The 20,953-nt window shown below is 62.8% G+C and carries 23 protein-coding genes; 13 read left to right on the forward strand and 10 right to left on the reverse strand.

What is annotated here, in order from left to right:
* Positions 1-7: 7 nt before the first annotated feature.
* From SPO_RS01735 to sucC, 8 genes are all read right to left on the reverse strand, one after another.
* Positions 8-277 carry a hypothetical protein gene (locus SPO_RS01735; RefSeq protein WP_011046103.1) on the reverse strand — a complete coding sequence of 90 codons (270 nt, stop codon included), beginning with the start codon at positions 275-277 and terminating at the stop codon, positions 8-10.
* A gap of 184 nt (positions 278-461) precedes the next feature.
* Positions 462-1,970 carry a 2-oxoglutarate dehydrogenase complex dihydrolipoyllysine-residue succinyltransferase gene (odhB, locus tag SPO_RS01740; protein WP_030003161.1) on the reverse strand — a complete coding sequence of 503 codons (1,509 nt, stop codon included), beginning with the start codon at positions 1,968-1,970 and terminating at the stop codon, positions 462-464.
* A gap of 3 nt (positions 1,971-1,973) precedes the next feature.
* Positions 1,974-4,931, reverse strand: coding sequence for a 2-oxoglutarate dehydrogenase E1 component (locus tag SPO_RS01745; RefSeq protein WP_011046105.1), 2,958 nt, complete (start codon positions 4,929-4,931; stop codon positions 1,974-1,976).
* A 17-nt stretch (positions 4,932-4,948) separates the two neighbouring features.
* Complete coding sequence (locus SPO_RS01750; protein WP_030003162.1) at positions 4,949-5,611, reverse strand: alpha/beta hydrolase family protein; 663 nt, start codon at positions 5,609-5,611, stop codon at positions 4,949-4,951.
* 95 nt (positions 5,612-5,706) lie between these two features.
* A complete protein-coding gene (locus SPO_RS01755) occupies positions 5,707-6,258 on the reverse strand; it encodes a DUF805 domain-containing protein (RefSeq protein WP_011046106.1) in 552 nt (183 codons plus the stop codon).
* 49 nt (positions 6,259-6,307) lie between these two features.
* Positions 6,308-7,192 (reverse strand): succinate--CoA ligase subunit alpha, encoded by an 885-nt coding sequence (sucD, locus tag SPO_RS01760; protein ID WP_011046107.1) that lies wholly within the window; start codon positions 7,190-7,192, stop codon positions 6,308-6,310.
* 36 nt (positions 7,193-7,228) lie between these two features.
* Complete coding sequence (locus SPO_RS22730) at positions 7,229-7,633, reverse strand: hypothetical protein (protein ID WP_217625509.1); 405 nt, start codon at positions 7,631-7,633, stop codon at positions 7,229-7,231.
* Positions 7,634-7,739: 106 nt separating this feature from the next.
* A complete protein-coding gene (gene sucC / locus SPO_RS01765) occupies positions 7,740-8,933 on the reverse strand; it encodes an ADP-forming succinate--CoA ligase subunit beta (RefSeq protein ID WP_011046108.1) in 1,194 nt (397 codons plus the stop codon).
* Between the two features lie 315 nt (positions 8,934-9,248).
* Between sucC and SPO_RS22090 the strand changes: the two genes are divergently transcribed.
* Positions 9,249-10,334 (forward strand): glycosyltransferase family 2 protein, encoded by a 1,086-nt coding sequence (locus SPO_RS22090; protein WP_051420300.1) that lies wholly within the window; start codon positions 9,249-9,251, stop codon positions 10,332-10,334.
* Between the two features lie 50 nt (positions 10,335-10,384).
* Here the strand turns inward: SPO_RS22090 and mdh are convergent, their stop codons facing one another.
* Positions 10,385-11,347 (reverse strand): malate dehydrogenase, encoded by a 963-nt coding sequence (mdh, locus tag SPO_RS01775; RefSeq protein ID WP_011046110.1) that lies wholly within the window; start codon positions 11,345-11,347, stop codon positions 10,385-10,387.
* 162 nt (positions 11,348-11,509) lie between these two features.
* Here mdh and SPO_RS01780 point away from each other — a divergent pair, with 162 nt between their 5' ends.
* Positions 11,510-12,265: a sulfite exporter TauE/SafE family protein gene (locus tag SPO_RS01780; protein ID WP_011046111.1), complete on the forward strand. Its 756-nt coding sequence runs from the start codon at positions 11,510-11,512 to the stop codon at positions 12,263-12,265.
* Positions 12,266-12,347: 82 nt separating this feature from the next.
* Here SPO_RS01780 and SPO_RS01785 read toward each other — a convergent pair whose 3' ends face one another.
* Entirely contained in the window at positions 12,348-12,662 is a 315-nt protein-coding gene (locus SPO_RS01785; protein WP_011046112.1) for a hypothetical protein, read from the reverse strand.
* 311 nt (positions 12,663-12,973) lie between these two features.
* Here SPO_RS01785 and SPO_RS01790 point away from each other — a divergent pair, with 311 nt between their 5' ends.
* The 11 genes from SPO_RS01790 (at position 12,974) to SPO_RS01835 (ending at position 20,946) form a co-directional block, all read left to right on the forward strand.
* Positions 12,974-13,831, forward strand: a complete 858-nt coding sequence (locus SPO_RS01790) for an HpcH/HpaI aldolase/citrate lyase family protein (RefSeq protein ID WP_011046113.1) — start codon at positions 12,974-12,976, stop codon at positions 13,829-13,831.
* Between the two features lie 6 nt (positions 13,832-13,837).
* The gene (locus SPO_RS01795) at positions 13,838-14,392 is read left to right on the forward strand and encodes an NnrU family protein (RefSeq protein WP_011046114.1); all 555 of its coding nucleotides are present in this window, start codon (positions 13,838-13,840) and stop codon (positions 14,390-14,392) included.
* A 10-nt stretch (positions 14,393-14,402) separates the two neighbouring features.
* The gene (locus tag SPO_RS01800; RefSeq protein ID WP_011046115.1) at positions 14,403-14,609 is read left to right on the forward strand and encodes a DUF1737 domain-containing protein; all 207 of its coding nucleotides are present in this window, start codon (positions 14,403-14,405) and stop codon (positions 14,607-14,609) included.
* Complete coding sequence (locus SPO_RS01805; protein ID WP_011046116.1) at positions 14,609-15,637, forward strand: MaoC family dehydratase; 1,029 nt, start codon at positions 14,609-14,611, stop codon at positions 15,635-15,637. The genes SPO_RS01800 and SPO_RS01805 overlap by 1 nt, the downstream gene beginning before the upstream one ends.
* 29 nt (positions 15,638-15,666) lie before the next feature.
* Entirely contained in the window at positions 15,667-16,374 is a 708-nt protein-coding gene (locus SPO_RS01810) for a DUF4344 domain-containing metallopeptidase (RefSeq protein WP_044027808.1), read from the forward strand.
* Positions 16,375-16,408: 34 nt separating this feature from the next.
* On the forward strand, positions 16,409-17,071 hold the full coding sequence (locus SPO_RS01815) for a DUF1194 domain-containing protein (protein ID WP_011046118.1): 663 nt from the start codon (positions 16,409-16,411) through the stop codon (positions 17,069-17,071).
* Positions 17,072-17,289: 218 nt separating this feature from the next.
* The gene (gene sdhC / locus SPO_RS01820) at positions 17,290-17,676 is read left to right on the forward strand and encodes a succinate dehydrogenase, cytochrome b556 subunit (RefSeq protein ID WP_011046119.1); all 387 of its coding nucleotides are present in this window, start codon (positions 17,290-17,292) and stop codon (positions 17,674-17,676) included.
* A 12-nt stretch (positions 17,677-17,688) separates the two neighbouring features.
* A complete protein-coding gene (gene sdhD / locus SPO_RS01825; RefSeq protein ID WP_011046120.1) occupies positions 17,689-18,060 on the forward strand; it encodes a succinate dehydrogenase, hydrophobic membrane anchor protein in 372 nt (123 codons plus the stop codon).
* A 16-nt stretch (positions 18,061-18,076) separates the two neighbouring features.
* Positions 18,077-19,882 carry a succinate dehydrogenase flavoprotein subunit gene (sdhA, locus tag SPO_RS01830; protein WP_011046121.1) on the forward strand — a complete coding sequence of 602 codons (1,806 nt, stop codon included), beginning with the start codon at positions 18,077-18,079 and terminating at the stop codon, positions 19,880-19,882.
* A complete protein-coding gene (locus SPO_RS22735) occupies positions 19,882-20,163 on the forward strand; it encodes a hypothetical protein (RefSeq protein ID WP_030003164.1) in 282 nt (93 codons plus the stop codon). Before sdhA ends, SPO_RS22735 begins: the two co-directional genes overlap by 1 nt.
* Positions 20,164-20,166: 3 nt before the next feature.
* Positions 20,167-20,946 carry a succinate dehydrogenase iron-sulfur subunit gene (locus SPO_RS01835; protein WP_011046122.1) on the forward strand — a complete coding sequence of 260 codons (780 nt, stop codon included), beginning with the start codon at positions 20,167-20,169 and terminating at the stop codon, positions 20,944-20,946.
* The last annotated feature ends 7 nt before the right edge of the window (positions 20,947-20,953 follow it).

The following is a 20,953-nucleotide window of genomic DNA, read 5'->3' on the forward strand; positions in this document are numbered from 1 at the left end:
CGCCGGATCAGACCGGTGTCAGCAGCTTCACCGTGATATGGGCGATGCCGCCGCGTTCGTGATGCATGGCCAGTTCCTCGCTGTCGAAAAAGGCCTGGGCAGAGGCGAGGTTGGTGATCTCGAAAAGCGCCACCGCATGATCGGCGCGATCCGGGTCGCGCCAGATATGCAGGTCGCGGATGCCCGCCGCCTTGCGCATCGCGCGATCCTCGCGGAACACCTTGAGCCAGGCGTCGAAATCGGCCACATCGGCCTGCCAGAGGGCATGGGTTGCCATGGGTCAGTGTCCTTTTGATCCGGCATGTAAGGCAAGGTGCCGCCCGTGCGTGGTCCGGCGCGCGTCAAATCTGGTTGGCAATCCGACAATCATCTGACTCGTACTACCCGTTCTTGCTGGCCCCGCCCGATATTGGGTGGTTGCGGCCCCGCATCCCGACGGATGCGAGGCCAGTTGCCTTGGTTTACAGATCCATCAGCAGGCGGCGGGGATCTTCCAGCGCCTCTTTCACGCGCACGAGGAAGGTCACCGCGCCCTTGCCGTCGACGATGCGGTGATCGTAGGACAGCGCCAGGTACATCATCGGGCGGATCTTGATCTCGCCGTTGATGACCATCGGGCGGTCCTGGATCTTGTGCATGCCGAGGATGCCCGACTGCGGGGGGTTCAGGATCGGAGAGGACATGAGCGAGCCATAGACGCCGCCGTTCGAGATCGTGAAGGTGCCGCCCTGCATTTCCGCCATGGACAGCTTGCCGTCACGGGCGCGCTTGCCCTTTTCGGCGATCGCCTTTTCGATCTCGGCAAAGGACATCTGGTCGGCGTCGCGGATCACCGGCACCACCAGGCCCTGCGGCGTACCCGCGGCGACGCCCATATGCACGTAGTTCTTGTAGACGATGTCCTGGCCGTCGATCTCGGCGTTGACCTCGGGCACCTCCTTCAGCGCGTGGCAGCAGGCCTTGGTGAAGAAGGACATGAAGCCCATGCGCACGCCGTGCTTCTTCTCGAACGCGTCCTTGTAGGTGTTGCGCAGCGCCATCACCTCGGTCATGTCGACCTCGTTATAGGTGGTCAGGATCGCGGCGGTGTTCTGGGCATCCTTCAGGCGGCGGGCGATGGTCTGGCGCAGGCGGGTCATGCGGACGCGCTCTTCGCGCGCGGCATCCTCCGCAAGGGCGGGCGCGCGGGGGGCGGCGGCAGGGGCCGGAGCGGCAGCGGCAGGGGCCGGCGCGGCTGCTGCGGCGGCCACGGCGGCAGTGACATCCTCTTTCATGATGCGACCATCGCGCCCGGTTCCGGTGACCTGCGCGGGGGTGATCCCGGCCTCGGCCATCGCCTTTTCCGCCGAGGGCGCGTTGGCGATGTCCTTGCCCGTGGCGACCGCGGGGGTGACCGCGGCGGCGGGGGCGGCCGGAGCAGGGCTGGCGCCCGAGGCGCTGCCCGAGATCACCGCCAGCTTGGCAGATGCGTTCACGGTGGCGCCTTCGGCGGCGACGATTTCGGTCAATACGCCCGACGCGGGTGCGGGCACTTCGACCGAGACCTTGTCGGTCTCCAGCTCGCACAGCATCTCGTCCTGCGCGACACTGTCGCCGACCTTCTTGAACCAGGTCGAGACGGTGGCCTCGGTCACCGATTCACCCAAGGTCGGCACCATGACATCGACCGAACCGCCCGAGCTGGCGGCGGGTGCGGCTGCGGCAGGTGCGGCGGGGGCCGCAGCGGCCCCTTCACCGGCGGTAATGGTGGCCAGCAGCGCGTTGACGCCAACCGTTTCGCCTTCCTTGGCGACAATATCACCCATCACACCGGCGGCAGGGGCGGGGACCTCGACGGTCACCTTGTCGGTTTCCAGCTCACAGAGCATCTCGTCGACGGCCACGGCGTCGCCGGGTTTCTTGAACCAGGTGGCCACGGTGGCCTCGGTCACGGATTCGCCAAGCGTGGGGACACGAACTTCGATCGTCATCGCTTATTTTCCTTCGATGCTCAGCGCTTCGTTCACGAGCGCCTCTTGTTGGGCTTTGTGTTGGCTGGCCAGACCGGTCGCGGGCGAGGCCGAAGTGGCACGGCCGACATAGGTCGGGCGGGTGTGCTTGGCGCCGATGCGGGTCAGCACCCATTCGATATTGGGCTCGATGAAGCTCCACGCGCCCTGGTTCTTGGGTTCTTCCTGGCACCAGACCATTTCGGCCCCCTTGAACCGCTCCAGCTCGTTGATGAGCGAATGGGCCGGGAAGGGGTAGTACTGCTCGATCCTGAGCAGATAGACATCGTCGATGCCGCGCGCGTCGCGCTCTTCGAGAAGGTCGAAATAGACCTTGCCCGAGCACAGAACGACCCGCTTGATCTTGTCATCGGCGACCAGTTTTGTGTCCGAGTTGCCGTATTGCGCATCGTCCCACAGCACCCGGTGGAAGGACGATCCGGTGGTGAATTCCTCGGTGCGCGAAACCGCCAGCTTGTGACGCAACAGCGATTTCGGGGTGACCAGGATCAGCGGCTTGCGGAAGGTGCGGTGCAGCTGACGGCGCAGGATGTGGAAATAGTTGGCCGGCGTGGTGCAGTTGGCCACGATCCAGTTGTCCTGACCGCACATTTGCAGGAACCGTTCCAGACGGGCCGAGCTGTGCTCGGGGCCCTGACCCTCGAACCCGTGCGGCAGCAGGCAGACAAGGCCCGACATCCGCAGCCACTTGCTTTCGCCCGAGCTGATGAACTGGTCGAACATGATCTGGGCGCCGTTGGCGAAATCGCCGAACTGGGCCTCCCACAGGGTCAGCGCGTTGGGTTCGGCCAGCGAATAGCCGTACTCGAACCCCAGCACCGCGTATTCGCTGAGCATCGAGTCGATGACTTCGTACTGCGCCTGGCCCTTGCGGATGTTGTTGAGCGGATAGTACCGCTCCTCGCTGTCCTGGCTGATCAGGCCGGAATGGCGCTGGCTGAAGGTGCCGCGCGTTGCGTCCTGGCCGGCCAGTCGGACCGGATAGCCCTCGGTCAGAAGCGAGCCATAGGCCAGCGCCTCACCCGTGGCCCAGTCGATCCCTGTGCCGCTGTCAAACATCGCCTTCTTGGTTTCCAGCAGGCGTTCGACGGTGCGATGCAGCGAGAACCCTTCGGGTGCCCGGGTCAGGGCATTGCCGACCGCGGCCAGGGTTTCGGGCGTGATCGCGGTTTCGCCGCGAACATATTCCTCTTTGTTCTTGTCCAGATGCGACCAGCGGCCATCCAGCCAGTCGGCCTTGTTGGGCTTGTAGTCCTTGCCAGCCTCGAACTCTTCGTTCAGATGCGCCTGGAAGGCGGCCTTCATGTCCTCGATCTCGCCCTCGGGGATCAGCCCGTCGCGGACCAGACGCTCGGTATAAAGCGCCAGCGTGGTCTTATGGCTCTTGATCTTCTTGTACATGATCGGGTTGGTGAACATGGGCTCGTCGCCCTCGTTATGGCCAAACCGGCGATAGCAGAAGATGTCGAGCACCACGTCCTTGCGGAATTTCTGGCGGAACTCGGTGGCCACCTTGGCGGCGTGCACCACCGCCTCGGGGTCGTCGCCGTTGACGTGAAAGATCGGCGCCTCGACCATCAGGGCAATATCGGTCGGGTAGGGGCTGGAGCGGCTGAAATGCGGCGCGGTGGTAAAGCCGATCTGGTTGTTCACCACGATATGCATGGTGCCGCCGGTACGGTGGCCGCGGATACCCGAAAGCTGGAAGCATTCGGCCACCACGCCCTGACCGGCAAAGGCGGCATCGCCATGCAGCAGCACCGGCATGACCGAGGTGCGGTCCTTGTCGCCGAACTGGTCCTGCTTGGCGCGGGCCTTGCCCAGAACCACCGGGTTCACCGCCTCGAGGTGCGAGGGGTTGGCGGTGAGGCTGAGGTGAACGGTATTGCCGTCGAACTCGCGATCCGAAGAGGCGCCGAGGTGGTATTTCACGTCGCCCGATCCATCGACATCCTCGGGCTTGAAGCTGCCGCCCTGGAATTCGTTGAAGATGGCGCGATAGGGCTTGCCCATCACGTTGGCCAGGATGTTCAGGCGGCCACGGTGCGGCATGCCGATGACGATTTCGCGGACCCCCAGCGCGCCGCCGCGCTTGATGATCTGTTCCATCGCGGGGATCAGTGCCTCGCCGCCGTCAAGGCCAAAGCGCTTGGTGCCCATGTATTTGACATGCAGGAACTTTTCGAAACCCTCGGCCTCGACCATCTTGTTCAGGATCGCCTTGCGCCCTTCGCGGGTGAACGAGATTTCCTTGCCATAGCCTTCGATCCGCTCTTTCAGCCAGGCGGCCTCTTCAGGGTTCGAGATATGCATGTATTGCAGCGCGAAGGTGCCGCAATAGGTGCGTTTCACGATGTCGAGGATCTGGCGCATCGAGGCATGGGTCAGCCCCAGCACGTTGTCGATGAAGATCGGCCGGTCCATGTCGGAATCGGCAAAGCCGTAGGTCTTGGGGTCCAGCTCGGGATGCAGCGTGTTGGCGCGCATGCCCAACGGGTCGAGATCGGCCACCAGATGGCCCCGGATACGATAGGCCCGGATGATCATCAGCGCCCGGATCGAATCCAGCACCGCGCGCTTGATCTGGTCATCGCTGACCGGAACTCCGGCCTTGGCGGCCTGTTCCTTGATCTTGCCACCAGCGGCCTTGGCGTCGATCTCGGCCCATTGCCCGGTCAGCGCGCCGGTCAGGTCGTCGGCGGGCATCGGCGGCCAGTCGGCGCGCGCCCAGCTGGGGCCATTGGCCTCTTTCTTCACATCCGTTTCGGCATCGCCCATGGCACGGAAGAACTCGGCCCATGCGGCATCAACCGCGCCGGGATCGTTGGCGTATCGGGCATAGAGCTGTTCGAGGTATTCCGCATTGTGCCCCTGCATGAAGGACGAGGCATGAAACTGGGAGTTGGGCGATTGTTCGGTCATTGGTTCACCTGACTTTCCTAGCTCTGGATTTCGCGCGTCGCGATGGCCAGAACGGGTTCTTTGAGCGATCTGAAACTGTGGCCTGCATTCGGTATGGCGGTGAATGTGGCGTTCAGGCCGCGCGCCTGGGCCTTTGCCACATAGTCCCGGGCAAGGCCCGGTTGGGTGTTTGAATCCTGCTGGCCTGTCACCGCGATGATCTTGGTCTGTCGTGGTATCTGGTCGAGGTAGCGAATTGGTGACTGGCTCTTGGGCCAGGGCGTACCGCGCGACGCGCGCCAGCGCGGAATGTCGAATGGGCCGGATACCATCACTGCTATGTCGATAAGGCCCGGCACCGTTCCCAGCAATGTGCCGGTCTGTGCTGCGCCGCCGGAATGAGCCACCACCACGAGCCTGTTATGCGGATACGCCTGGCTGGCAGCCGAGATGCCCTGTGCGAGCAGATTGTTGTTCTGCTTGGTATAGTGATCGCGGCTACCGCTGTTGGAGCCCTTGCTTCGGCGCCCCGCAATGGAATAGCCCGGCCGCGCCATCTGGATGACGGTTGACTGAGGATTGCGCCGGGCCAGGTCGGCGGCAAAGGATGTGATGTAATCCGGGCCGGAATCCCCGTGCAGAACGATGACCAGCGCCTTGGCTCCGGTGCCGTGCACCTGGCCTGAGATCGGTCCGAACATTTCGGCCAGCGACGGAGTTGCAATGCACAGGAACAGCCCGGCAAGCGCGAGTGTCAGATGCTGGCGGATCCTGGCCAGATATGCCCTGGTCGCAGTCATGACGCCACCGCCCGCACCGGATTGGGACCGTATTGATTGGTGCCTGGCTGGCTGGGCCGGGTCAGCCACCACAGAACCAGCAGCGGCGAGATGAACAGAACGGCGAGCGTCGGGATCAGCAAGAGCAGCGTGGCGCGGGTGAAGAGAAGGTCGAGCGAACCGCCGGCGGCAAAGCTGGAGGCGATGCCGACGCCGAAGACCAGCACCAGCACGGCGCACAGCATCAGCAGGAACGGCAGGATGGCGTAAATCCCGCTGCGCCCGGTGTCGTGCATCCGGCGAAAGGCCACCGCCAGATGCGGCAGGAACACCGCAAGCGAGAAGATCGGGGCGATGGGGCCGGTGTTTTCGATACGGGCGCTGGTGCTGGTATCCGAGGTCTCGACCGTGGTGGTCACGGCGTCGAACAACAGCGCATCCAGCATGGTCGCCGCGATACTGCCCAGCAGGAGGAACAGGAAAAAATACCAGTACTCCGGGCGAGAGGCCCGCCCGGAGAAGGTGATGTACTTCGCGAAACACGTTCCTATGGATTGACCGAACGTCATGTGTCCTCACGATTTGCCTGCGACCCCGCGACGGGCCGGGGGCAGCGGTTTACTTGCCGATCGCTTCCAGCACGGCCTCGCCCAGGGTTGCCGGGCTGTCGGCCACGACGATGCCAGCCGAACGCATGGCTTCGATCTTGTCCTCGGCGCCGCCCTTGCCGCCGGCGACGATGGCGCCCGCGTGGCCCATGCGGCGGCCCGGAGGGGCGGTGCGGCCCGCGATGAAACCGGCGACCGGCTTCTTGCGGCCTTTCTTGGCCTCATCCTTCAGGAACTGGGCGGCTTCTTCCTCGGCGCTGCCGCCGATTTCACCGATCATGATGATGCTTTCGGTTTCATCGTCGGCCAGGAACCATTCCAGCACGTCGATATGCTCGGTCCCCTTGATCGGGTCGCCGCCGATGCCCACGGCGGTGGACTGGCCCAGACCGATATCCGAGGTCTGTTTCACCGCCTCATAGGTCAGCGTGCCCGAGCGGGACACAACGCCAACGCTGCCGCGCTTGTGGATATGGCCGGGCATGATGCCGATCTTGCAGGCATCGGGCGTGATCACGCCGGGGCAGTTGGGACCGATCAGGCGCGAGGACGAGCCTTCGAGCGCGCGCTTGACCTTCATCATGTCCAGAACCGGGATGCCTTCGGTGATGCAGACGATCACCTCCATCTGGGCGTCGATCGCCTCAAGGATCGAGTCGGCGGCGAAGGGCGGCGGCACATAGATCACGGTGGCATTGGCTTCGGTCACATGCTTGGCTTCGTGGACCGAGTTGAACACGGGCAGGCCCAGATGCTCCATCCCGCCTTTGCCGGGAGTCACACCGCCGACCATCTTGGTGCCATAGGCGATGGCCTGTTCAGAGTGGAATGTGCCCTGCGAGCCGGTAAAGCCCTGACAGATCACTTTGGTGTTTTCGTCGATGAGGACTGCCATTTGAGGAGTCTCCTTTATGTAATTTCCAGCTTAGCGTTACTGAGAGGACGCCAACCGTTGCGTTCTGACCATCATCCCTTTGTTGAAAGAAACGATCGCGATTGTGCCGGTGTTCCCAAGAAACCATGACGTGTTCCCTGGAACTCTTTTTGCTCTGAACGATGGTTTGGAAATCTGCTGTGAAAGCAATGCAGCGGATGTTTGGAAGTTTCCACCGTTCGGAATTACCTGACATTGGCCCAATTCAGTTGTCTTGCCGACACCGGCTCTGAGTGAAACCTGTGCAGTCGCATAAGGGGATTGAAAGTCGTAGCCGCCGTTACGATTTTCTTTTTTACCAAAGCCAAGGGCCTCGAAAGCTTGGGGGGCAGAGTTCGGCGAAGCTGCTGTCTTTACGCAGGCTTCTATGAACGCATTTACTGCGTCTTCGTAAGAAACCACTTGCGTTTGGGAGCGTGTGCTCCCGCCACCAGAAGTGGAAAGGGAGGTGTCCGTGCAGCCCACGAGAAACGCGCTGGCTATGATTCCTAGTATAGCTCTTTGCATCTTAACCCTTTACCGCTTTCACGATCTTCTCGGCTCCGTCGGACAGGTTGTCGGCGGCGATGACGTTCAGGCCGGAGGTGTTGATGATCTCCTTGCCCTTTTCGACATTGGTGCCTTCGAGTCGGACGACCAGCGGAACCTGAAGGCCCACTTCCTTGACCGCGGCGACCACGCCCTCGGCGATCACGTCACAGCGCATGATGCCACCGAAGATGTTGACCAGGATGCCTTTGACGTTCGGGTCCGAGGTGATGATCTTGAACGCCTCGGTCACCTTCTCCTTGGTAGCGCCGCCGCCGACGTCGAGGAAGTTGGCAGGCTCGGCGCCATAGAGCTTGATGATGTCCATGGTGGCCATCGCCAGACCGGCGCCGTTCACCATGCAACCGATCTCGCCATCCAGCGCGATGTAGTTCAGGTCGTATTTGGAGGCTTCCAGTTCCTTGGGATCCTCTTCGGTGGTGTCGCGCAGTTCGGCGATGTCCGAGTGGCGATAGATCGCGTTGCCGTCAAAGCCGACTTTGGCGTCCAGCACCTTGAGGCTGCCGCCCTCGGCCACGATCAGCGGGTTGATCTCCAGCATCTCCATGTCCTTCTCGACGAAGGCCTTGTAGAGGAGACCCATCAGCGCGACGCATTGTTTCACCTGCGGCCCTTCGAGGCCGAGCGAAAACGCGATGCGGCGGCCATGATAGGGCTGGTAGCCGGTCACCGGATCGACGCTGAAGGACAGGATCTTCTCGGGCGTGCTGGCGGCGACCTCTTCGATGTCCATGCCGCCTTCGGTCGAGCAGACAAACGAGATGCGGCTGGTCTGACGGTCGACCAGCAGGGCCAGGTACAGTTCCCGTTCGATGCCGGAGCCGGCCTCGATATAGATGCGGTTGACCTGCTTGCCCACCGGGCCGGTCTGATGGGTGACCAGGGTACGGCCCAGCATCTTCTTGGCTTCTTCGGCGGCCTCTTCGACCGATTTGGTCAGACGGACGCCGCCCTTTTCACCGGCATCGGCCTCCTTGAACTTGCCCTTGCCACGGCCGCCCGCGTGGATCTGCGCCTTGACGACCCATAGCGGGCCGTCCAGTTCGCCGGCGGCGGTTTTGGCGTCTTCTGCACGCAGCACCACGCGGCCGTCCGAAACCGGCGCGCCATAGCTGCGCAGAAGGGCCTTTGCCTGATATTCATGGATGTTCATTGCATCTGTCCCGTCTGACTGCGATTGACCCGATATAGGGTGGTCTAGCGGCCATGTTTAAAGGGTTTTTTGACGCGGGCCGGAAATATCATGAAGATTTTGCGTATTTGTGATCACACGGTTTCTGGCTGTGATCACATATGTGAAGCCATGCGACTCTATGTGATTCGCCTCATCTCCATTCCGAACAAAAACGGTCATTAGAGCGGGTTTTGCGTCTTTTGCGCTAACGGTTCGGCGGGACGGTGGTTGATCTGAAACCGGGGGGCCGATAGCGTGGTGCCCGCGCCGTCAGAGCGCGTAGCGAGAGCAGTGATGTATTTTCGAGAGGGTGGAAGCGGGCAGGCCAGCTGGGCGGTGGTGACCACCTGCCGGGAACCGACCGTGCTGGTGCTTGCCTTTGTTGCACATCATCTGGCGCTGGGGGCTGACTATGTCGAGCTTTACCTCGACGCGCCCGACCCCGAGCTGCAAGAGGCCCTGGCCGATCTGCCCGGATGCCGGGTTACGCTGTGCGACGATGCCTATTGGCAGCAAGAGCTCGGCGGCCCACGCCCGGCAACCAACGAAAAACGCCAGATCCGCAATGCCAGCCGCGCCTATCTGCAGGCCGAAGCCGACTGGCTGTTGCATCTTGATGCGGATGAGTTTCTGGAAACCGATCTTGTAATGGCGCGGATCCTCGGCGGTTTGCCCGAGGCCGTGGACTTCCTGCATCTGCCCAATCTTGAGCGGGTATTCGATGCGGCAGAACCGCAAGAGCAGCTGTTTGACGGCTATATGCGCGCGCCGCTGCTCAGGGGGTGGCCGGATCAGGCCGATCTGCTCGACCCCGCGATTCAGCCTTTCCTGCATCGCGGGGTGGTCGCGCATTCGCAGGGGAAATCGGCGGTACGGGTCGGGCGCAAGCTTTGGCCTGGCATTCACTCTCCGCGGGCGCCTTCCGGGCATGACAGACCCTTGCTCTGGCCAGCGGTCAATGCGCGGGTCCTGCATTACGATGGGCTGACCGGGTTCCACTGGATCATGAAACTGCTGCGCGGCTGGACAGACCGGGGCGGCGGTGCGGCGGCGCATGCCGGGCTGGCGCCCGCGCGTCAGGCACAGATCGCCTATGTCGACGAGAACCGGGGCGACATGTTCGCCCTGTTGCAGCTGCATCAGCGGCTCAAGGCCCTGCCGCTGGTGGATCTGGAGCGGCTGGAGGCGATCGGGTTGCTGTGGCGCCCGCGGATCGACCCGGGCGCGGCGTTGCGGGCGCTGGGGCTAACAGCAGACCTGTCGCGCGTCGGTTTCGACGAAGGGCTGGAGCTCGACATCCCGGATTTCGACCGCCACCGGATCCGGTGGCGGCGCCTTTACCGGCTGCATTTTGCCGAAGCGGGGCGCAAACAGGGATGAAGAAGGGCCGGCCCCCTGGGGACCGGCCCTGAACTTTGCGCTGCCGGGGGTCAGGCCAGCGAGCCGTCGATGCCTTTGCAAGCCTCGACCAGGCCTTTGACCGCGTTGACCGAATTGTCGAACATGTCCTGCTCTTCCTTGGTCAGCGACACGTCGATGATGCGTTCGATGCCGCCGGCGCCGATCACGGTGGGCACGCCCACATACATGCCCTTTACGCCCAGTTCGCCGTTGCAATAGGCGGCGCAGGGCAGGACGCGCTTCTGGTCTTTCAGATAGGCCTCGGCCATCTCGATGGCGCTGGTGGCGGGTGCGTAATAGGCCGAACCGGTCTTCAGCAAGCCAACGATCTCGGCGCCGCCGTCACGGGTGCGCTGCACGATGGCGTCCAGCTTCTCCTGGCTGGTCCAGCCCATCTTGATCAGGTCGGGCAGCGGGATGCCGGCAACGGTCGAATACCGCACCGAAGGCACCATGGTGTCGCCATGGCCGCCCAGCACGAATGCGGTGACGTCTTTCATTGACACGTTGAACTCTTCGGCCAGGAAGTGGCGGAAACGGGCCGAGTCGAGCACGCCTGCCATGCCGCAGACCTTGTTCGCGGGCAGGCCCGAGAACTGCTGCAGCGCCCAGACCATCGCGTCGAGCGGGTTGGTGATGCAGATGACGAACGCGTCAGGCGCGTTGTCGCGGATGCCTTCGCCGACCGACTTCATGACCTTGAGGTTGATGCCCAGCAGGTCGTCGCGGCTCATGCCCGGCTTGCGCGGCACACCGGCGGTGACGATGCAGACATCGGCGCCAGCGATATCGGCATAGGACTGGGTGCCCTTGAGCTTGGCGTCGAACCCTTCGGAGGGGCCGGATTCCGCGATGTCGAGCGCCTTGCCCTCGGGCGTGCCTTCGGCGATGTCGAACAGGACAACATCGCCCAGTTCCTTCAGCGCGACGAGGTGGGCGAGCGTGCCGCCGATCTGACCTGCGCCGATAAGCGCGATCTTGGGTCTGGCCATTTGGAGTATCTCCGGTCCGGTTGAAAATCGCCGCTGTGCTAGAGCCTAAAGCGGCGTCGCGCAAGGGTTCTGCGACGCGGCATCGCAGCGCATTCACTCTGTCCGAGAGAGGGTGATTGCGCTAAAAGCGTTACAAGGTAGAGGGTTAAGGGGGAAAGGCGCGTGCTGGAACCGGATATCGGCTTTTTCGCGGTGACCATTCCGGCGGTGATCTTTGCGGGTATTTCCAAGGGTGGGTTCGGTTCGGGTGTGGCCTTTGCCTCGGCCTCGATTCTGGCGATCTACCTTGACCCAGGGCAGGCGCTGGCGCTGATGCTGCCCTTGTTGATGCTGATCGACCTGGCGACGCTAAAGCCCTATTGGCGCCGGTGGAGCTGGCCCGACGCCCGATTGCTGATCCTGGGTGGATTGCCCGGCGTGGCGCTCGGTGCGCTGCTCTATCGCGCGACCGATGCCGATTTGTTGCGTCTGCTGATCGGGGGGATTTCGCTGGCGTTTGTGGCCTGGCAGATGCTGCGAGGGCGCGGGTGGATGCGCGAATTCGCCTCGCGCCTGCCCCCTGCGGCCGGTTTGCTGGCGGGGGCGGTTGCCGGGTTCACCAGCTTTGTCAGCCATGCGGGCGGGCCGCCGGCTGCGGTCTATCTGCTGTCGCAAAGGCTGGGAAAGACCGAGTTTCAGGCCACCACGGTGTTGACCTTCTGGGCGCTCAACATCGCCAAGTTTGTTCCCTATGCCTGGCTGGGGATGTTCACCCTGGACACCGCGCGGGCGGGTCTGCTGCTGGCACCCTTTGCCCTGCTCGGGGCCTGGCTGGGTGTTCGGGCCCATCATATGGTGCCGGAACGGGCCTTTTTCGCGCTGGCGCATGCCATGCTAACACTGACCGGGCTCAAGCTGATCTGGGACGCGCTCGTCTGAACGGGCGCAAAGTAGCGCGCCGATCCGACCCGCAAGCGCCCCACGAGGGAGAAGGGCGCATCGGACCGGCGCGCAACCCGGGTCAGGCGTCGTTGCCGCTGGTTGGCAGCGCCTCGGCCAGTGCCTCATAGGACTGGCCGCTGGCCACCATGCAGGTCATGCCATTGGGCAGGGTCACCGTGATGGTCCAGGTTCCGGTCTCGTCCGAGGCAAAAACCTCCATCACCGAGCCTTGTTGCACCAGCCCGATGCCGCGCCGCGCCTCGCCATATTTCTGCGCGAGTTGGTCCAGCACCATCTGGCGCGGCGCGCAGTTGTTGCCCTGCGCCTGAAGCTGGCCGGCGGCCAGTGCCATCAGGCCCAGGCCCATCGTCATCTTGATCATCATCGTCTTCATGGGTCGTCCCCTTTTCCGGGGCAGCCGCGATGCGCCCAGGCCTGCCGGTATTCCCGGTCAGCCGCACCGCCCGTTGCCGGTGGTCATGGCAGAACATGTCTCGGTCCGTCTTGCCCGGTGGCCTGCCCCAAGGACCCGCATGCCCTGTTCCGATACGAAAACCCTGCCGAAAAGGTGCTGAAAACCGGTTAATCCGGCGCGCGCCACCCTGTTGCACAAGGTTCATGCTGCAATGCGGCGTTTTTTGCCTTGAACATTCCGGCAAAAAATGCACCTCTCCGCGCAACAATATTTCTCTTGGGAGACCTGACATGGATCCGCGCCAGCGCCCCTATCGTTCCGTCCTCTATATCCCCGGCTCCAAGGAGCGGGCGTTGGACAAGGCGCGCAGCCTGCCGGTGGATGCGATCATCTTCGATCTCGAGGACGCGGTCGCCGCAGACGAAAAGGACAACGCGCGCGAGACGTTGAAGGCGGCGCTGGCGCAGGGCGGCTATGGCGCGCGGGTCAAAATCGTGCGGATCAACGGGCTGGATACCCCGTGGGGTCACGCCGATGCCGAGGCGGTGCGCGACATGGATGCCGATGTGGTGCTGCTGCCCAAGGTCGGTGGTGCCGCAGATGTGGATGCGCTGGCCGCGATCACCGGCGATCTGCCGATCTGGGCGATGATGGAAACCCCGCGCGGCATGCTCAATGCCGCCCAGATCGCCGCGCACCCGCTGCTGACCGGGTTTGTGATGGGCACCAACGACCTGGCCAAGGAGTTGCAGACCCGATTCCGCGCCGACCGTCTGCCGATGATGTCCTCGCTGGGCCTGTGCCTGCTGGCGGCCAAGGCCGAGGGGCTGATCGCCATCGACGGGGTCTATAACGCCTTCAAGGATGGCGAGGGGCTGGCGGCCGAATGCGCGCAGGGCCGTGACATGGGCTTTGACGGCAAGACGCTGATCCATCCCGCGCAGGTCGAGATCGCCAATACCGCCTTTGCCCCGTCCGAGGCCGAGATCGACCTGGCTCGTCGCCAGATCGCGGCCTTTGCCGAGGTCGAGGCCAGCGGGCAGGGCGTTGCCGTTGTGGATGGCAAGATCGTGGAAAACCTGCACGTTGCCACCGCCCGTGAAGTTCTGGCAAAAGCAGAGGCAATATTGGCTTTGCAAGCAGGATAAATCGACATGGGCTTCGTTCTTCTGATTCTCGGCATCGCGGTCTGGTGGGCCGCGCATCTGTTCAAACGGGCAATGCCCGCCCGTCGCGCCGCCATGGGCGACCGGGGCAAGGGGATGGTGGCGCTGGCGCTGCTGGGGTCAGTCGTGCTGATGGTGATCGGCTATCGGATGACCGATTACATCCATGTCTGGGCGCCGCCCTCGTATCTGACCCATGCCAACAACCTGTTGGTTCTGGTGGCGATCTGGATGATGAGCCCGGCCGGAACCAAGGGCAAGCTGCTGCACAAGATGCGGCACCCGATGCTGGCGGGCTTTCGGGCCTGGGCGGCGGCGCACCTGCTGGTCAACGGCGATCTGGCCTCGATCATCCTGTTCGGTGGCCTGTTCCTGTGGGGCATTGTCGAAGTCGCGGCGATCAATGCCGCAGAACCAGAATGGACCCCGGGCGAACCCGGCACGCTGGGCAAGGACGCAATGTTCCTGGTCGCCTCGGTCGTGCTGATGGCGGTGATCGGCTATATCCACGGGCTGGTCGGGCCCTGGCCCTTCCCGGCATAAGGGCGCGATCATGGCCAAGCTTTATCGCCTTCTGACCGAGGAGGACACCGCCGCTTTCTGCCACAAGGTCTCGGATGCGCTGGCCAAGGGGTGGGAGCTTTATGGCTCCCCCGCCTATGCCTATGACGCGGCCAACGGCATCATGCGGTGCGCCCAGGCGGTGACCAAGGAGGTCGAGGCAGACTATTCCCCTGACATGAAACTGGGACAGCACTAATGGCAAAGACCAATCCGGGCCGCTTTTTCGAAGACTACACTGTCGGCCAGACCCTGCATCACGCGGTGCCGCGCACCGTGACCAATGGCGAGCGCGCGCTCTATCATGCGCTCTATCCCGCGCGGCATGCGCTGTATTCTTCGGACGCGTTTGCGCAATCCTGCGGCCTGCCGGGCAGCCCGATCGACGATCTGGCGGCGTTCCACGTGGTCTTCGGAAAGACGGTTCCGGATGTGTCGCTGAACGCGGTGGCCAATCTCGGCTATGCCGAGGGCCGCTGGCTGAAGCCGGTCTATGCTGGGGATACGCTGCGCTCGGTTTCCGAGGTGATCGGGCTGAAACAGAACTCTAACGGCAAGACCGGGGTTGTCTATGTCCGCACGCGCGGGCTGAACCAGCGCGACGAGACCGTGATGGAATATGTCCGCTGGGTGATGGTGCGCAAACGCGACCTGGATGCGCCCGCGCCCGAAATAGTGGTGCCCGAGCTGAAAAAGGCGTTGGCGCCAAACGATCTGGTGGTGCCCGAGGGGTTGGATTTCACGGCCTATGATTTCGCGCTGGCGGGCGAGCCGCACCGCTGGGGCGATTATGCGGTGGGCGAAACCATCGACCATGTGGATGGTGTCACGGTGGAAGAGGCCGAGCATATGCTGGCCACCCGCCTGTGGCAGAACACGGCCAAGGTGCATTTCGACCTGACCTTCCGCCCCGATGGGCGGCTGATCTATGGCGGGCATGTGATCTCGATGGCGCGGGCGTTGAGTTTCAACGGGCTGGCCAATGCGCAGATAATCGTCGGGCTGAACGGCGGGGCGCATGCCAATCCCTGCTTTGCCGGCGACACGATCAAGGCCTGGACCGAGGTGCTGGACAAGGCCGAGACCGCAGCGCCCGGCGTCGGAGCGCTGCGCCTGCGGCTGGTGGCCACCAAGGGTGGCGCGCCCTTTGCGCTGCACGGCGAGGATGGCAAATACCTGCCCGAGGTGCTGCTCGATCTGGACTATTGGGTGCTGATGCCGAAATAATCTCCGCGTTCCACCTTGGAGATTTCGGGATGCGTTTCGTTCTGTCTGCTCTGCTGTGCCTGGCCACGCCAGTCGCGGCGGATGACGCGGATTTCGTCAGGTCCAACCTGACTGCGATCCTGTATCATGAATTTGGCCATGCGCTGATCGACATTCTGGGGCTGCCCGTTTTCGGGCAGGAAGAGGATGCCGCCGATGTGGCCTCGATCCTGCTGATCGACGCCTTGTACGAAGAGGCGGGAGCCACCGATATCGCCATCGACGCCGCCTTTGGCTTTCTGGCCGAGGCCGAGGCCGTCGGCGATGAGATCGCCTGGTGGGATGTGCATGGGCCTGACCTGCAACGCTATTACAACCTGGTTTGCCTCTTTGCCGGCGCAGATTTGGAATCCCGGTCTGACATCGCGCTGGAACTGGACCTGCCGCAAGAGCGGCTGGACAGTTGTGGCGAGGAGTTCGACATCGCCTATGACAGCTGGGGGCCGGTCCTGGATGAGATTTCGGGGGCAGGTCAGAGCATGACCTATGTCGGCCCGAAGGCGGGCCTGAGCGCCGAGGTGGTGTCAGAGGAGGTCGCGGTTTTCAACGATCTGTTCCACCTGCCCGAACCGCTCGAATTCCGGGTCGAACCCTGTGGCGAAGCAAATGCCTATTACGATCCCGAGGCGGTCTCGATCACCTTGTGCACCGAATTCGAGGACTGGCTGTTCGAACAGGCGCCGCTGACACGCATGTGATCGTAATCGCGATGAATTGTGTTAGCCTGCGGTCATGTCTTTCTGGCGCGTATTCCTCTTTGGCCTTTTCCTGACCCCGCCCGCAGCCGCTTGCGATCTGGCCCTGGCGCTTGCGGTGGATGTATCCGGGTCCGTTGATGAGGGCGAATACCGCACTCAGATGGACGGGCTGGCCCATGCGCTGCGCGATCCGGTGGTGTCCGAGGCGCTGGTGCGGGCAGAGGCACAGTTGATGTTGGTGCAATGGACCGGCTCTGACCGCCAGCGGGTGACCATCCCCTGGACCCAGGCCAGCAGCTTCGACGCACTGGATCGGTTCGCCGACCGGGTCGCCGCCGACCCGCGCATCTGGCGCAACTATTCCACCGCGATCGGCGAGGCGCTGGAAGTCACCATGGCGGCATTTGCCCAGGTTCCCGATTGCGCCCGCCATTTGATCGACGTTTCCGGCGATGGACCCTCGAACGAGGGGATCGAGCCGCTGGCGGTGCATCGCGATCTGCGCGCGCTGGGGATTACGGTGAATGCCATCGCCATCGAGCAGAGCGAGCCGGACCTGACCGCCTATTTCTATGAAAATGTCATCGTGGGCGAGGGGGCCTTTGTCGAAACCGCCAATGGCTTTGCCGACTATCCCGCCCGCATCCGCAAAAAACTGCTGCGCGAGGTCACGCAGCAGACCGCGGCATTGGACTGAGGTGTCACTGAGAGATTCGTGATCACAAGCAATCTTCCCTGCTAACGCTCACATGGAGATAATGCGGATATCATTGTGATCACACACAAGATCACCGTGATCACAAAGGGGCAAATCTTGCTAGACGCGCCAAAAAACCGCGCCCTTTTGCAGTTGCGGCGCGTGACAGGACGCGAAAAAGAGGTAAAACCAAGCGCAGCCAACGGAAAGGAGCCACCATGGCCGATGTTAATCGGGGTAACCGCCCGCTTTCGCCGCATCTTTCGATCTATCGACCGCAGCTGACCTCGATCACCTCGATCCTGACGCGGATCACGGGCAATGCGCTGTTGTTTGCGGCGTTGCTGATCGTCTGGTGGTTCCTGGCCGCCGCGACATCGCCCGAGTATTTCGCCGTTGCCGATGGGGTGATCACCTCGCTGATCGGCGATCTGGTGATGGCGCTGTCGCTTTGGGGGCTGTGGTATCACACGCTGGCCGGTATCCGGCACCTGATCTGGGACAATGCGCTGGGTCTTGACCTGCCGACAGCCGAGAAACTGGGCTGGGCGGTCGTGATCGGGTCTGTCCTCCTCACCATCCTGACCCTTGTGGTCATCGCGTAACGGAGGCCAAAGATGCGCTATCTCACAGACCGCAAACGCGCCGTTGGCATGGGTTCGGCCAAGACGGGCACCGCTCATTTCTGGGCTATGAAGGTCAGCTCGGTGGCCCTGCTGATCCTGATCCCGCTGTTCGTGTTCACCTTTGGCCCGATGCTGGGCGAGCCGCATCAGGCGGTGCTCGACTATTTCTCGCGCCCCTTCCCGGCCATCGTTGCCGCCTTGACGCTGGTCGTCGGTTTCAAACATTTCGCCGACGGCGCCCAGGTGCTGATCGAGGATTACGTGCATGGCCTGATGCAGAAAATCCTGATCATCCTGGTGATCTGCCTTTCCTATGCCGCTGCTGCGACCGGCCTTTTCGCCATCGCCCGCATCGCCCTTTAAGACCGGAGCTTTATCAATGGCTGCTTACGAATACGAAACGCATGAATACGATGTGGTCGTGGTCGGCGCCGGCGGTGCCGGTCTGCGGGCCACGCTGGGCATGGCCGAACAGGGGCTGCGCACCGCTTGCGTGACCAAGGTGTTCCCGACCCGCTCGCACACCGTGGCCGCGCAGGGCGGGATTGCCGCGTCGCTGTCGAACATGGGTCCGGACCACTGGCAATGGCACATGTACGATACCGTCAAGGGCTCGGACTGGCTGGGCGATACTGACGCGATGGAATACCTGGCGCGCGAGGCCCCCAAGGCGGTGTACGAGCTGGAGCATTACGGCGTGCCGTTCTCGCGCACCGAAGAGGGCAAGATCTATCAGCGCCCGTTCGGCGGGCATACGACCGAGTTCGGTGAAGGCCCGGCGGTGCAGCGTACCTGTGCGGCGGCGGACCGGACCGGTCACGCGATCCTGCATACGCTTTATGGCCAGTCGCTGAAGAACAACGCCGAGTTCTATATCGAGTATTTCGCCATCGACCTGATCATGTCCGAAGACGGGCAATGCCAGGGCGTGGTCTGCTGGAAGCTGGATGACGGCACCTTCCACGTCTTCAACGCCAAGATGGTGGTGCTGGCGACCGGTGGTTATGGCCGTGCCTATTTCAGCGCAACCTCGGCCCATACCTGCACTGGCGACGGCGGCGGCATGGTGGCCCGCGCGGGTTTGGCGCTGCAGGACATGGAATTCGTGCAGTTCCACCCGACCGGCATCTATGGCTCGGGCTGCCTGATCACCGAGGGCGCACGCGGCGAGGGCGGGTATCTGACCAACTCCGAGGGCGAGCGGTTCATGGAGCGTTATGCGCCCCAGTACAAGGACCTGGCGCCGCGCGACTATGTCAGCCGCTCGATGACCATGGAAATTCGCGAAGGTCGCGGCGTAGGCAAGGATGGCGATCATATCCACCTGAACCTGAGTCACCTCCCGGCCGAGGCGCTGGCCGAACGGCTGCCGGGCATCTCGGAAAGCGCCAAGATCTTTGCAGGGGTCGACGTGACCAAGGAACCGATCCCGGTTCTGCCCACCGTGCATTACAACATGGGCGGCATCCCGACCAACTATTGGGGCGAGGTGCTGAACCCCACCGCCGACAACCCGACCGCCATCGTGCCCGGCCTGATGGCCGTGGGCGAGGCCGGTTGCGCCTCGGTGCACGGGGCCAATCGCCTCGGCTCGAACTCGCTGATTGACCTGGTGGTCTTTGGCCGTGCCTCGGCCATTCGCGCCGGCAAGGTGGTGGACCCCGAGGCCGCGAACCCGGTGCTGAACCTCGCCTCGGTCGAAAAGGCGTTTGATCGTTTCGACGGGCTGCGCAACGCCAAGGGCTCTGTCGCCACCGCCGATTTGCGGCTGGAGATGCAGAAAACCATGCAAGCCGATGCGGCCGTGTTCCGCACCGCCAAAACCATGGCCGAGGGCGTCGAGAAGATGACCGCGATCGCCGCCAAGATGGACGATCTGAGCGTCACCGACCGTAGCCTGGTCTGGAACAGCGACCTGATGGAAACGTTGGAACTGACCAACCTGATGCCCAGCGCGCTGGCCACCATCGTCGGCGCCGAGGCGCGCAAGGAAAGCCGTGGCGCCCATGCGCACGAAGATTTCCCGACCCGCGACGACGAGAACTGGCGGGTGCACACCATCAGCCGGGTCGAAGGCAACAAGGTCGAGCTCAGCTATCGCCCGGTCATCACCGAGCCGCTCACTACCGAAGAGCAGGGCGGTATCGCCTTGAAAAAGATCGCACCGAAAGAAAGGACATTCTGATGAAGATCAAATCGCTGGTTCTCGATGCAAAACGACTGTCTCTTCTTGGCGCACTTTTGGCGGCTGGTATGGTTTCGGCCTGTGGGTCTTCGCCCGAAAACGAAGCAAAAGCAGCGGCATTCCGTGCCTGTGTTGCTGACGCTGGCATTAGTGGCCCCTTTACCACCAGTCTGGTGAGGAACAGTGCTGGCGCCCTCTCTGCAAAGGTTGAAGCATCGGGCAACGTGACACAGGCTCGGGCGGACAAAGCCAACGCCTGCATACGTGCGAAAGGTTTGTAGGACATGGTACAACTGACACTCCCCAAGAACAGCCGCCTCACCACCGGCAAGACCTGGCCCAAGCCCGAAGGCGCGACCAATCTGCGCAAGTTCCAGATTTACCGCTGGAATCCCGATGACGGGCAGAACCCGCGGGTAGATACCTATTTCGTCGATATGGACGATTGCGGGCCGATGGTTCTGGACGCGCTCATCTATATCAAGAACAAGGTCGATGCGACGCTGACCTTCCGCCGTTCGTGCCGCGAGGGGATCTGCGGCTCCTGTGCGATGAATATCGACGGGATCAACACGCTGGCCTGTATCTATGGCATGGACGAGATCAAGGGCGACGTGAAAATCTATCCGCTGCCGCATATGCCGGTGGTCAAGGACCTGATCCCCGACCTGACGCATTTCTATGCCCAGCACGCCTCGATCATGCCCTGGCTGGAAACCAAGACCAACCGCCCGGCCAAGGAGTGGAAACAGTCGATCGAGGATCGTCGCAAGCTGGACGGTCTCTATGAATGCGTCATGTGCGCGTCCTGCTCGACCTCGTGCCCCAGCTACTGGTGGAACGGTGACCGCTACCTCGGCCCTGCCGCGCTGCTGCATGCCTATCGCTGGATCATCGACAGCCGGGACGAGGCAACGGGTGAACGCCTGGACAATCTGGAAGACCCGTTCAAGTTGTATCGCTGCCATACCATCATGAATTGCGCTAAAACCTGCCCGAAAGGGCTGAACCCGGCCAAAGCGATTGCCGAAATTAAGAAAATGATGGTGGAGCGCACTGTTTGAACGATAT

Source organism: Ruegeria pomeroyi DSS-3 (genome assembly GCF_000011965.2).
Lineage (GTDB): Bacteria > Pseudomonadota > Alphaproteobacteria > Rhodobacterales > Rhodobacteraceae > Ruegeria_B > Ruegeria_B pomeroyi.